The sequence below is a fragment of the Pirellulales bacterium genome (genome assembly GCA_036490175.1).
In the GTDB taxonomy this organism is placed as follows: domain Bacteria; phylum Planctomycetota; class Planctomycetia; order Pirellulales; family JACPPG01; genus JACPPG01.
In genome coordinates, this window is record DASXEJ010000279.1 from 1 (window position 1) to 11,711 (window position 11,711).

At 58.9% G+C, this 11,711-nt stretch carries 17 protein-coding genes; 11 read left to right on the forward strand and 6 right to left on the reverse strand.

Going from position 1 to position 11,711, the window contains the following annotated elements:
• Positions 1 to 356 precede the first annotated feature (356 nt).
• The 6 genes from VGG64_21045 (at position 357) to VGG64_21070 (ending at position 4,047) form a co-directional block, all read left to right on the forward strand.
• On the forward strand, positions 357 to 857 hold the full coding sequence (locus VGG64_21045; protein ID HEY1602102.1) for a hypothetical protein: 501 nt from the start codon (positions 357 to 359) through the stop codon (positions 855 to 857).
• A gap of 1 nt (position 858) precedes the next feature.
• The gene (locus tag VGG64_21050) at positions 859 to 1,551 is read left to right on the forward strand and encodes a hypothetical protein (protein ID HEY1602103.1); all 693 of its coding nucleotides are present in this window, start codon (positions 859 to 861) and stop codon (positions 1,549 to 1,551) included.
• A 45-nt stretch (positions 1,552 to 1,596) separates the two neighbouring features.
• On the forward strand, positions 1,597 to 2,274 hold the full coding sequence (locus tag VGG64_21055) for a hypothetical protein (protein ID HEY1602104.1): 678 nt from the start codon (positions 1,597 to 1,599) through the stop codon (positions 2,272 to 2,274).
• 96 nt (positions 2,275 to 2,370) lie between these two features.
• On the forward strand, positions 2,371 to 2,574 hold the full coding sequence (locus VGG64_21060; GenBank protein ID HEY1602105.1) for a hypothetical protein: 204 nt from the start codon (positions 2,371 to 2,373) through the stop codon (positions 2,572 to 2,574).
• Positions 2,575 to 2,833: 259 nt separating this feature from the next.
• Positions 2,834 to 3,760 (forward strand): hypothetical protein, encoded by a 927-nt coding sequence (locus tag VGG64_21065; GenBank protein HEY1602106.1) that lies wholly within the window; start codon positions 2,834 to 2,836, stop codon positions 3,758 to 3,760.
• Complete coding sequence (locus tag VGG64_21070; protein ID HEY1602107.1) at positions 3,757 to 4,047, forward strand: STAS-like domain-containing protein; 291 nt, start codon at positions 3,757 to 3,759, stop codon at positions 4,045 to 4,047. Before VGG64_21065 ends, VGG64_21070 begins: the two co-directional genes overlap by 4 nt.
• A gap of 370 nt (positions 4,048 to 4,417) precedes the next feature.
• On the opposite strand, the gene VGG64_21075 is transcribed toward VGG64_21070, so the two are convergent.
• The 3 genes from VGG64_21075 to VGG64_21085 are packed head-to-tail and all read right to left on the reverse strand — an operon-like array spanning position 4,418 to position 5,391.
• Entirely contained in the window at positions 4,418 to 4,663 is a 246-nt protein-coding gene (locus tag VGG64_21075; protein HEY1602108.1) for a hypothetical protein, read from the reverse strand.
• A gap of 60 nt (positions 4,664 to 4,723) precedes the next feature.
• Positions 4,724 to 5,143 (reverse strand): hypothetical protein, encoded by a 420-nt coding sequence (locus VGG64_21080; protein ID HEY1602109.1) that lies wholly within the window; start codon positions 5,141 to 5,143, stop codon positions 4,724 to 4,726.
• The gene (locus VGG64_21085) at positions 5,140 to 5,391 is read right to left on the reverse strand and encodes a helix-turn-helix transcriptional regulator (protein ID HEY1602110.1); all 252 of its coding nucleotides are present in this window, start codon (positions 5,389 to 5,391) and stop codon (positions 5,140 to 5,142) included. Before VGG64_21085 ends, VGG64_21080 begins: the two co-directional genes overlap by 4 nt.
• 126 nt (positions 5,392 to 5,517) lie before the next feature.
• Between VGG64_21085 and VGG64_21090 the strand changes: the two genes are divergently transcribed.
• The 4 genes from VGG64_21090 to VGG64_21105 are packed head-to-tail and all read left to right on the forward strand — an operon-like array spanning position 5,518 to position 7,965.
• Entirely contained in the window at positions 5,518 to 6,507 is a 990-nt protein-coding gene (locus VGG64_21090) for a tyrosine-type recombinase/integrase (GenBank protein ID HEY1602111.1), read from the forward strand.
• Positions 6,508 to 6,510: 3 nt separating this feature from the next.
• Positions 6,511 to 7,002: a hypothetical protein gene (locus VGG64_21095; protein HEY1602112.1), complete on the forward strand. Its 492-nt coding sequence runs from the start codon at positions 6,511 to 6,513 to the stop codon at positions 7,000 to 7,002.
• Positions 7,003 to 7,055: 53 nt separating this feature from the next.
• Positions 7,056 to 7,376 carry a hypothetical protein gene (locus VGG64_21100; protein ID HEY1602113.1) on the forward strand — a complete coding sequence of 107 codons (321 nt, stop codon included), beginning with the start codon at positions 7,056 to 7,058 and terminating at the stop codon, positions 7,374 to 7,376.
• 37 nt (positions 7,377 to 7,413) lie between these two features.
• Positions 7,414 to 7,965, forward strand: a complete 552-nt coding sequence (locus VGG64_21105; protein ID HEY1602114.1) for a hypothetical protein — start codon at positions 7,414 to 7,416, stop codon at positions 7,963 to 7,965.
• Between the two features lie 465 nt (positions 7,966 to 8,430).
• Here VGG64_21105 and rpsR read toward each other — a convergent pair whose 3' ends face one another.
• Positions 8,431 to 8,691 (reverse strand): 30S ribosomal protein S18, encoded by a 261-nt coding sequence (gene rpsR / locus VGG64_21110; GenBank protein HEY1602115.1) that lies wholly within the window; start codon positions 8,689 to 8,691, stop codon positions 8,431 to 8,433.
• Positions 8,692 to 8,943: 252 nt separating this feature from the next.
• On the opposite strand from rpsR, the gene VGG64_21115 reads away from it, so the two are divergent.
• Positions 8,944 to 9,150 carry a hypothetical protein gene (locus VGG64_21115; protein ID HEY1602116.1) on the forward strand — a complete coding sequence of 69 codons (207 nt, stop codon included), beginning with the start codon at positions 8,944 to 8,946 and terminating at the stop codon, positions 9,148 to 9,150.
• 337 nt (positions 9,151 to 9,487) lie between these two features.
• Here the strand turns inward: VGG64_21115 and VGG64_21120 are convergent, their stop codons facing one another.
• Both VGG64_21120 and VGG64_21125 read right to left on the reverse strand, forming a co-directional pair.
• Positions 9,488 to 9,703, reverse strand: a complete 216-nt coding sequence (locus tag VGG64_21120; GenBank protein ID HEY1602117.1) for a hypothetical protein — start codon at positions 9,701 to 9,703, stop codon at positions 9,488 to 9,490.
• A 71-nt stretch (positions 9,704 to 9,774) separates the two neighbouring features.
• The gene (locus VGG64_21125) at positions 9,775 to 10,842 is read right to left on the reverse strand and encodes a hypothetical protein (protein HEY1602118.1); all 1,068 of its coding nucleotides are present in this window, start codon (positions 10,840 to 10,842) and stop codon (positions 9,775 to 9,777) included.
• Positions 10,843 to 11,711 lie beyond the last annotated feature (869 nt).

Consider the following 11,711-nt stretch of genomic DNA (forward strand, 5'->3'; position numbering starts at 1 on the left):
GAGCTATGCCGAGGCAGCTGCCGAAGTCGACTCCCGGGCCGCAATGGCGGCCGTCTGAGATTGCAATCGATGCGTTTCCCCACGGAGTATGCGCCATGTCCACAGCAACCGACTCGACGTTGACCACCAGTGAAATTGCACAGCGGCTGCGCTTGTCTAGGCGGACGGTTTCCCGCCTCGCGGACGAGGGACAAGTTCCCTTTCTGCGAGTCGGTCGACGGCGGCGGTTTGTATGGCACGATGTTATCGCTGCCGTGAGCAGAGCAACGCGAGCCGAGGCCGGCGGTATTGCTGGAACGGCACTTTCTACTGATCCGCCTGAACGTTTTGAACCGTGATAGCAGGATCGTAGATCGATGGCCGCCAAAAAGAATAAGGCGAACAGCCCAACTGCCGCGCGGCGCGTCACCAGCGTGATGCGCGAGGCCGAGGCGTTGCGATGGCGTGCGCTGCGGATGAGCTATCGAAGCATTGGTGAAAGGCTCGGCGTGAACGGAGCAACTGCATGCCGCCTGGTGCAGCGAGCCCTGGGCCGGTTGAAGGGAGATTGCGCGGCAATGGCGGAGCAGGTGCGTCAGCTGGATCTACAGGCGCTGGACCACATGCAAGAGCGTCTAATTCCCGGAATCGAACGTGGCGACTGTCCGTCGGTACTGGCGGCGCTCAAGTGCGTAGAGGTTCGCGGACGGCTCATAGGCACCTTTGCCGCGACCAAAACGGAAAATAAGAACGAAAACGAGAACACCAACAGAAGCGTTTCGTGGCTCACGCGCGCCGAAATGATCACCGAATTACAGCGGGCTCGTGAACGTGCCATGGGTCCAAGGGGTTCAATAACGCCAAACGAAAGGCGATGAAATGTCCAATACACCTGTACTTTTCGGCCATGATTTATCCGGCCCAACATCCGCACGGCCCACGAACTGCGAGCCTGGGCAGTGGTTCTTTGACACCACTAAGGGCGCTGCCGTGTGGTGGAACGGTTCGGCCTGGGTTCTAGGATTGATTGCCGCGCCGCCGGCGGCCCAAGTGATCCAGAATCCGACTGCGAACGGCAATACGAACCTCACCATTGCGGGGGGCGCGGGCACTGGGAACGGGACACTGCAAGTCAAAGACGGCTCTGGCAATACCATCGTCACGCTCAGCTCAAATGGCGGAATTCAGCTCGCACAGGGAACGGGGGTGAGCCTTGACGGCGGGGCCTTTGCCAGCGACGGCGGCGGCAACGTGAGTATGCTCAGCGCAAGTCTCACTGGCGGCTTTTTGTCACTACTTTCGCAGACGATTGCCGTCACCGCATCGACGCCGATTACGTCCAGTAATGTCATCTGCACGGGTACCACGACCGCCCCGAAGCTACCCTTGCCCTCGGCCGGCACAGTCATCTACGTCAAGAATCTGGGTACTGGAAATTGCGTGGTTGCGGCCGATGCAGGCAGCGACATCAACGCCCTCAACTCAGGCACCGGTGCTTCGAGCCTGACGATTGCCACCCTGCACTCCGCCATTCTGATAGCCGACGAATCCCACTGGAACCAACTCGCGTAACCCTCCGTTCATTTTTGCACCCAACCACCTGTAAGGAGAATTTCAATGACCAAAACAGCACCGCCGCCAACGAAATCCGAAGGCCACCAGCAGACGCCCGACATTCTCGCGAAAGCCCACGCCGTGGTTTCCGAGTTTGATGCATGGGCTGTCGGCGACAATCCGAACGACCAGCGGAAGCTCGTGCCGCTGTATACCGCCGCGAGCGCATTCGCCAAGGCGTGGGCGGACGTCGTCGAAGTGCCAGCCGACTGTGCTCGATTCCTAAGGGGATTCTGCAGGTTTGCCGAAGCTGTCATTGCTAACGAACGGCAGCACGAGAATGAATTCCAACGGCCGCGCCATGAACGTGAATTCGCGCCTCCTAGTCGTGCATTTGAAAGTGCGGTTCGCGAGCTCGCGCTGACACTGGCCGCACCAAAGCCGGCACCTTTGGCCCCGCTCGAGTCCGTAATGAGGCTCGATGGCGAGGGAGTCGGTCATCATCAAATTTCCAGGATGTATGGGTTCATCGACAGCCGCGGCGAGCCCGAGGCATGGAAAATCGAGGAAGAGCTAAAGAGCCCCGGCAAGTGGGTCAACGAAAACTGGGTCGACCCACGTCGTCAAGCAGCGCCCGTGAATACCAACCATGACGAGTTGCTCGCGGACGAGCTACGAATTCGTGGGCGGCAGGCAGTCCGCGTCGGAAACGACTGGGCGTCGTCGGCGTATGTGGATTGAGTGGCTGCGGCTGTGCTCCCCGTGTGGTCGGCCGCCGAGTATTTCTCCACTCGGCCGGCCGTCCCACACGGGCACTTTCCAAAAAGGAGGTTTGCAATGCACGTGGTGGTACCACCGCCGCGACCGGGGAAAACCCGCGGCCATCGAATTAGCGAACAGCTAGCCGCGGTTGCCGCTGGCGAAATTATCGACGCCGCTACGGTCGCCGAGATTCTCGCGCGAGCCGGCGGATATCGTGACGCCCTGGCCGACTTTGAGGACGGCAGCGGTCGCGACTCCAACGGCGTGTCCCTACGATGAGCCAGGCCGCCACGTCCACCACCGGTAAGAACAGTTTTGAGGCGGACAGGCGCTGAAGGATAGTGATATGGTGAACAAGTTTGCGTTCCTGGATGTCTATTCGACCGCCCATTTGGATGGTATAAAAATCGGCTTGAATGGAAGCAGCTTGCGCGGTGTTCATCCATTGACCATGTCACGGTGATCGCAATTGCCTTCCGGACGCCCCAGAAGCCCCTTTTTTTCCCAGGGCTTGGCCGCCTTGAGGAGGGCACGAATAATGCACAATCAGGCGGTTCGGGCGATCCTCGCCCGCACAAAAGATCCCAATCGGGATGCTGAAATAAGGTTTGTGAGTCCAATTGTTTCTACTGCGGTGGCGGCAGCTGCCGTCACAGACCAGTCGTTTCGCGAATTGAGATGCAGGGAGGAATGCCAAGGATATGCCGACATGATAGGCCTCACAGAGGCCATAAACGGCGATATTCCGGTCGGAAAGCCAAGTGAGTTGCACGGCCAGAAGTTCAGCAGGCTGACAAGGTTGTACCACCCGACAGAGGTAGAAGGCTGTAACCAAATAATTTCTGACCTTTTACATGCCAATCTTGATGGAGAGCAAAACGCCGGGTTCATAAACGCCGTAGTAAAGGTGGTGGGGGAACTCCACGACAACGTTCCGTCGCACTCGAACGGGGTTGGTTTTTCCGCAGCCCAGGTCTATTGCAATACCGTCGGTTGTAGGCTCGAATTTGCTATCACAGATTGCGGCTGTGGTATGCTGCATAATGTGCGGAAAGTAGACAAAGCAGTTCAAACTGACATAGATGCGATTGAGTGGTGTCTGGAAAGGCGGCATACTACCGCGAAACCCCTTTCAGGGCTTGAACAGAAAGTACCGGACGATTCCATCATCAGCCCATTTCCGGCTGCCGTGACGACGGTGACATCGTATGATCAGCACCATGTTGGCGAAGGGTTGTGGTGCTTGACGACGCTGATTAGGGAGATTGAAGGGAGTGTATGGATTTGGAGCGGGAACGGTGCATTACTAATCGGCCCAGATGGGACTCGGACGGCAAAAACGACCGATACTAAATGGTGCGGACTTGCGATTGAAATGGAATTGGATTTGGGCAAGGCCCAGGCATTTGACGACGGCGAGTTGTCGCCGTCATTGCAGGAAATTGCTGAAAGGCTCGGACTATGACATTCATTAGTATTGCGAATGAAATTGGAATTGACATTTCGAGTCGGGCTCGCGGCGCCGAGTTGCGCGCGAAAGTCGAACAGCAAATCCGAGCAGGAAATAAAGTAGTTCTGGACTTTGTCGGAGTACGGACAATTAGCGACTCGTTCGCTGATGAGTTGTTCGGCGTCCTCTTGGAAGACTATAGCGATATATGGTTCCGCGAGAACGTAGAAGTACGTAACATAGCTCAGTTTCCGCGCAAAACAATTTTGGGAGCCATTGAGCAGCGCAAGCTCGTGGCCTAATGGCGGATCACTCGCCTTCTTCTATTAGAGTTGCTACATCTCGGGCTGACTCTCCACACTGAGAGCGTCCCGTGTCTTGGTGGCGCCGCAGATTTATATCTCGACGTAGGGGCGGTACGCCGTTCGGTAGAGTCGCCACTCAGACCGAACTAGCACCCGCGACGGCGCAACTTGGAGTCTAAGGTAGCGCGTTCTGCCTTCGGCGGCCGATCAACAAGAACGATGATTTTGACAAGTTACGCGGTCGCCCGTTGACGATTTGACTGTCGAGCATGACCTGGCGTTGGCGCCGGGAAGTACCGCTCACACTAACGATTCGCAACCGGGTGCGTCAAATTTGCGCCCCGGCCGGTAGTGTGTCAGTCTGAAATCACGATTCCCGCTTGGGTGCGGTCAGGCGCTTCCTGGCCTTCTCGATAGCGGCCAAGAATCCGTCCAGTTCGACGCGCCGCAAGATGGTCGATTCATTCAAGTCGATGCCGGGAGTTTCGAGAACTATTACGCCATCAATCATTGCGACTTGCGCGATGAACTTTCCGGCTCGATGGATTTCGGCCACTAGGTCGTCGTATTCTGGCGGGCTGGCGAGAAGGATTTCAAACGGAGGTTCGTTCATACCCCCATGATACCCGGCCGGAGGGTAGCATGAAAAAGCCGCGAGACTGCGGCCGGCGATTCACCAGCCGCTACGCCGCATCGCCCAGAGAATGTCCGCGTTGGCCGCGGCCGAGTTGCCCGCATCGTTCGCCGCCGCATTGGCAACGATCTGCTGCCTTTTCCACCTGGCCAACATGGCGCGACGCAACCGCTTTTCATCGAGCATTGAGGGCTGCCGTCCTGCGCCGACCACTTGCTGCGGCTTGTCGACCGGGACAACTGGCTGCCAGATGGGCGGCTTTTGAATTGCCGCCTGTTGCCTGGCAAGCTGGACCTTGCGTAGTTGCTTCGGTGGCGGCTTAACGCCCTCGGCCTTCCACGCGGCCGCCTCTGGGTCGAAGTTTTTTGGCATGCCGATCCGCTTGGCAAGCTCCTCGTCGGCGCTGGTGGTACCAGCCAGCGACAGCAGCAGCACGGCGAACACGGCGGCGCGGTTCACGGTTTACCTCGGCGATTCGGCTTTGATGTCGGAGGCTTCGGCGGTGCTTTGACGGGCGTCAGCTGCAAGCCCAGGTATTCGGCGAGCCTATCGGCGGTTCGCTCGAGGCGGATGTCCCGATGCCCTTCCGGATCGTCCGAAAGAAAGCGGCTGAGTACGGGCTGGCTAATGCCGCTCTCTTTTGCCAGTTGCCCCATCGATGTTCCCGACTGTCGCATGTGTGCTTTAAGTTGGTCGCTGATGCTCATGGAAGGAATATAACAGAAAGACCCATTCAATACCATTTGACAAAGTAATGTCATTCGGTATTATCCCGATAGAGGTGTGTAAGTCGCGAGTTATGCGGCGCTTCAACCAAATTGGGAAACAATCCGATGATCGCCCCCAGCAATCAACTGGCCCTGATCGCGTTCGAAAAGCCCGAGCAACCTGCGGTGGCGGACATTGCGTGCGAGGACCCAGGCCACGCGGCCGCGGTTCGATTGCTGGCCCTGTGGCTCGCGGACAGGAAATCCGAGAGCACGCAGGCGACGTACTGGTCGGCACTCGAAGATTTCGCCAGGTTCATGGGGGACACAATCGAGGCCGTAACGGCGCGAATGCTCGGCCTAACGAAAGGTTCAGCCACCGCGACACTCGAAGCCTACCGGGCCACGTTGGTGGGCGTTCGCAAGTTGGCGCCCAACACTGTCAACTTGCGGGTCGCGGCAATCCGGTCGCTGTTAGTGAAGGCATACGACCTCGACATGATTTCTTGGCTGACGCGTGTGAAGGGCGTAAAGACAGAGGTTCGCAAGGACAGCCGCGGCCCTGGTGCAGAGAAGGCCCGCGAAATGTTTGCCTTGCTCGGGCGTCGCGACGCCAAGGGGTGCCGGGACCGCGCCCTTTTTCGTTTGCTTTGGGATTTGGCGCTGCGTCGGTCAGAAATCATCGGCCTGGACGTAGAGCACCTGGACACTGACAAGGGCGTTTTATTCGTCAAAGGGAAGGGGAAACGAGAACGTGCCTGGCAAACCCTTCCGGACGAAACCCGTGCGGCCTTGGCGGATTGGCTTGAGCATCGGGGGGCAGAACCCGGCCCGTTGTTCGTCTCGCTGTCGCGACGGAGTAGCGGCCGCCTGGGCGGGCAATCGTTGCATGCTCTCATCAAGGAGTTGGGCCGCCAGGTCGGAATCAAGGTTTGGCCGCACGCTTGCCGGCATTCGTCAATTACGACGGCACTCGACGAAACAAAGGGCGACGTGCGCACGGTGCGGTTGTTTAGCCGCCACCAGTCAATGGAAACTCTGCTACGCTACGACGACGCCCGCCAGGACAAGGCGGGTGGCGTGGCCCGGCAGGTGGCCGCAGTTTTGGGCAGCTGACTCATGATCGATCGGCACCGAGATCTTGAGCGGATTCGCACGGCCTACCATGAGGCTGGCCATGCCGTCGTCTCGAACCATCACGGGTGGCAAGTCGGCCGCGTCTCAATTGTGCCAAACGCCAGTACCGGGGATTGGGGGCACATGCAGCCGAAGCGCGGGCACGTGCCAATCATGGCGCCGGAAAACGCGGCGATTGATATACAGATTTGTGTTGCGGGCCCGCTGGCCGAGGCGATTCACCGGCACGGCCACAGTCGCGTAGAGACGCAGCGCACCGACTGGGCCACGTGCAAGGCACGTGACATCGCTCGTGCGTATCTGCGAGCCAAGACAGTGGTGCATAACTACAACGAGCGAGCGGCCTATCTCGATGGCCAGGCGGCTGCCACACAGGAGCTCCTGAGCCGACTCTGGCCGAATGTCGAGCTCCTGGCCGAGCAATTGCTACAAGTGGAGATTCTCGAGGGCATTGCGTTGTTGCGGGCGTTGTGAAATGTCAGCAGAAAGAGTAATTCTGGCGGTTAGTCAACTCGAGGCGCTATTACATGGCAGTTCAGGTCAATGAGTTGGGAAACCTGCCGCACCACGACGGTCAGCTGGTGCTTAAGGCCGAGCGTGAGGACTTTGAAGTTCAGATTATCCGCCACAGCGAAGGTTATACCGTCTACGGCATCGTTCACGCGGACGACCACGCCACCTTGGTGAATCTTGCAGCTGAGCGCGCGACGCCGGAAGCGGCTCGCGATCTGGCAAGGCGGCTGTGGCGCGAGGGCAAGGACTTTAATGTGTGGGTTGGTGGTGAGCCAGCGTACGAGCGAACGCTGAGGCTAAAGGCACAAAAAGGCCAAGCGGCCGACGAACGGTGATATATGAGCTCCGAAATCCAAACGGGCGTTGTCGACAATGGTCGTCGCGCTCTGGGAGAATGAATATATGGCTGAGCCGGATCGCAGTCCCGATCGAATGGCGGCGGCCTATTATCATGCGGGCTGGGCAATCGTATCGCACTACGTAGGACGCCAAGCCATTGGGATATCGATCGCGCCGAACGCCAGGGGCAAGTACGCGCGCGGCGAGCCGGTCCCCAAGAAACTTCCACCAATGACAACCGACGAAGCGAAACGGGACATAATGGTGTCCCTTGCCGGTGGAATGGCTGAGGAAATGTACAGTGGCGGGACGGAGAATGCAGTCGTGAGCCGGAGCGACTGGCAACGCGCAAGAGGCAACGGACCTAGAAGAGCTTGGTTGGTAGCGGAGCGGGCAATCGTCAACGAGAATGAGCGGAATTCATTCTTGAACGATCTCGCGGCGAAGGTTCATAAGGTTTTGGAGAGCCGTTGGGATTTCGTCAGAACACTAGCGGAAGAGTTGATCTATCAGACGGTCCTGACTGAACGCCAAGTTCGAAAAGAGCTCAGCGACCTTCCACCGGGTGTCACTGACACCCGCTAACGCCTGTTTTGAGTGATTTGTAGGTGTTTCTTGAAACACCGCCGGCCGAGAGAAAAGGCCGAGATATAAAGCACTTATCGGAGATTGCAGGCAAATGCCATCAAGAGTCAGATTGCATCCGAAGACCGATGCGCTATCCAGTTGCGCCACGGGCGCGTAAGGCCGCTTGGTAGGATACGAAGTGGCGAGGGGGCGGACAAGCGCCGCACGGTGCCAGACCGTTTTTGGAGGTCAGGTTGCCCCGTTGGGGAGTACACGCCGCGCGATTTGCGGGTTACGCAGAAATGCCTGAGAGACTTAGGCAGCCGCAGGTTGGCCGACGAAACGTTGCGCGCAGTTTCAAACGGCGTTGCTGCCTGACAGGCCCACGTCGCCGGACCCCGCCCCCATCGCCGGTCGACGGTGGCGGTTGCAAATGTAGCGCATTCGCTCGGCTATCCCGCGGGCGGGCCGGGACGCAAACTGCTACTCGGCGACGTACGGCAGCAAGGCCATGAAGCGGGCGCGCTTAATGGCGCTTGTGACCGCGTGCTGGCTGGCGGCGGTGCAGCCGCTCTTGCGGCGACCGATGATCTTGCCTTGCCGGCTGGTTAGCTTCGAGAGCAACTCCAGGTCCTTGTAGTCGACAAACATCGGCCGGGGCCGCTTGCCATCGACAAAGACCGGGTCCTTCTTCTTGGTGCGACTGCCGAACTTCGAACGTTTCTTGGGGACGAACTTTCCCATGCTCCCGATCCAAAATGGGGTGCGTTATGTCTAGTAGGGCAACCGGATCCACGTCCGCGAGCCCAGATCCACTGGCCCACTGAGGCCCGGATCCATGCTACCTAGTGCCAGCACGGCCCTCGGCAGAACCGCACATGATACCCGAACAACGGGAGGCCGTCAAAAGGCCTTTGGGCGGGGTAGTGGGTGGTGGTAGACTTTGAATCTGAGAAAGTTCGGGAAAGGCACGGGCCGCGCGGTACAATTGGCGGCATGACCAACCCAGCCCTACGATTCCGCTTCGGGCTCCGCAGTTTGCTTATCGCAGTGGCGATAATTGCCATACTGCTGGCCATCTATGGTATTCCCGGCGACGGCGACCGCTGGGAGGCATTGGCGCTATTCGGCAACATGATCGGCGTTGGGCTGATCTTCGTGGCCGCGATCCGCCTTGTCGAAATGTTCGGTGCGCGAGAATGACCCGAGATCACCAGCACAACCCGGACCCGAACGTCAACGCTCACCGGATCGTAGCCGAATCAACCCGGGACGACTCCAAGCTGCCAGCCGACCTGGAAGCCGCTTGGGCGCAATGGTCCGCCGGGGTCCAGAGGATGCACGAACGGGGCGCATGACGCAGCCCGTTACAGCGTCCAGCCCCGCTCGTCGACCCGCTAAATCGACCGGGACCACTTCTCCCAAGCCCCTTCCAGGTCGTTACGCGTCTCAGAATGGTCGGCCATCGACTCCGCTACAACGCGGTGGGCATTCTGGTTGGGGTCCGGGTTGTGGGCGTGGTCACGGGTCATGAGAGCGATCAGTCTGAAATGAAGAATTCGAGGCAGAGATTGTAAAAGACGAACAGGGCGAATGCCTCTGCCGTCACCGCGGCAAACACCAGACGCAATCCGAACCGCTTGCGACCAATGGCATAGGCGGCAAAAACGATGGGCAGCCATAGAAATGCCACGCTCGCAAAGGCGTGAGCAACCGCCAGAAGGGTTTCCGGTTCGTGATAGGCCAGGAGGTCCATCCAGCCATGATACCGCGCGGAGTCGCACGAGGCGCCGCTGCCGGATTGGTTGATGACTGCGATTCTAAAAATCAATTCCTCATCGGGCGCACGATCATGCCTGCGGCGGCGGCGACCTGCTGCTCCTCTTTGTCGAGCTGGTCAAAGAGCCGCTTGTCGTGCAGGTCGAACGAGCGGCGGGGCTGCTTGTCCACCGTGTCGGTTTGCGCGCCGTTGTGAAAGCACCAACCGGCGGCCCCGCCGGCCACGGCACCGCGCAGGTCGGTCATGAAGTCCGCGGAAGTTGGTTCCCACTTGGTGTACCCCCGACGAAACGGTTCCTGAAAAAGAACCGGGACGACCCGCCCGATCTGCTTCATCAAGTCAAAACATGCGCGGGTGCGCGCCGCGGTTTGTGACGGAGATTCAACGTTTCGCGGCCGATGCGGACTGAGGAAATCAAGTTCCGCGGTTAGCAGGGCGTCGCGTACATCCTGTTCGTCGAGGTCGTGACCCCCACACGAGGCCGTCACCAGGCGCGAGGGATCGAGGCGCCGCACCAACTCACGCAATGTCTTCAATTCCGCCGGGGGCACATAACGGTCGTCGCGCACATCGCGCTCGTTGGCAAGATCGAGAAACCAATTGCGATGGCGCTTTAGCGCGATAACGACGGCTTCCACCGCTCGTTGATGCGAGTCGAAGTCCGGCAAGCGACCAGCGGCCGCCCCGGTCGGCGACTCTTTGCCGCGTGTCAGCGTTACGTCGACGGCCAATCCACGGCGGTCGCATTCAGCCACCAGCCGCTGGAGTTTGTCGAAGTAGGGTGGGCGCGGTTGACCATGCCGGTCTACCGCGGACACGTCGGTGCCGAAACTTTCCCAAGTAGCCCACACGCGCAGCCAATTGAATCCGTAGCGCTGGGCGTCATCAAGATCTTGACGCAGAAACTCCTCGGAGGCGCCCAATCCGCCATAGTAGCTCAGCCCCAACAGAAACGTGGGCGTGCCGTTCAGCGTGAATCGGGAACCCTCCATGCCGAGGACGGTGCCTTCCTGGGCAAAAGCCAATTGGCGACCGCTTCCTGCAAGAATTGCGACGAGCAGGATAACTCGCACTGCGGAGCTAGAAACGACGCGATGTTTCCTGCGATCAACCATTGTTCTTCGCTTCGCTGATGAAAGGGCAGTAACCATCGTTCTTTCCTCGCAAATCGCCGCGACAGGCACCAGCCCGACCGGAACATCATCGCCACGCGCTGTCGAATCCAGTTCAAGTTGTGACCGACCCATTCTGCTAGCGGGCTGCCATCGAGAGCCGAGCGCCACATGCAGCTCGTATGCCTCGCCTCCCGTTGGGGTGCGCTCGCCGGCATCATTCGTTTTTTGCCGCTTCCGTTAGCAGTGTCCTGAGTTGGTCAGACGCTACCGGCTGCCCGGCTCTGCAGATCGTTCGCGGCTTCCCGATCGCGCTTTGCCGCCGCGCGAAGATACAGCGAGCCGATGACTGCCAAGGCAATGCCGAGAGTACCACGACGCACGATTTCCTTTCGAGTCGGCGGCTGAGGATCGTCAATGGGAACTTGGCGCGTTTGGTATGAGATCTCCGTGCTACCCCAGCGCGTCACGGTCTGCGTGCCGGAGCCCTCGACGCGAACGGACCTCCATCGGACCGTAGCCGTTGCCGCGAACCATATGCCGGCCAGTAAAACGCCCCAGATCAGGGTCTTACGAAACAAGCGACAACGGGTGGGTGGCATGAAGTCCCCTAACAAGCTTCTACCGCTTCCAGGACTGTCTTTTTCCTTTGTGCGCACAACTCACGACGTTATGTGCATTGCTATTCTGAGAAGAAATTCCGTAGCTGATTATATACGTTTCTTTTGAGTCCCCTCTTGGTAGCTTCGTTATAGTCCTCAACCGCTTTATCGTGATCGCCCTTGGTATCCCAGGCGTTTTCGCGAGCCTCATACAGGTCCGCACTCGTGGGACTTAGCTTGATCGCTGCCGTATTATCATCAATGGCATCA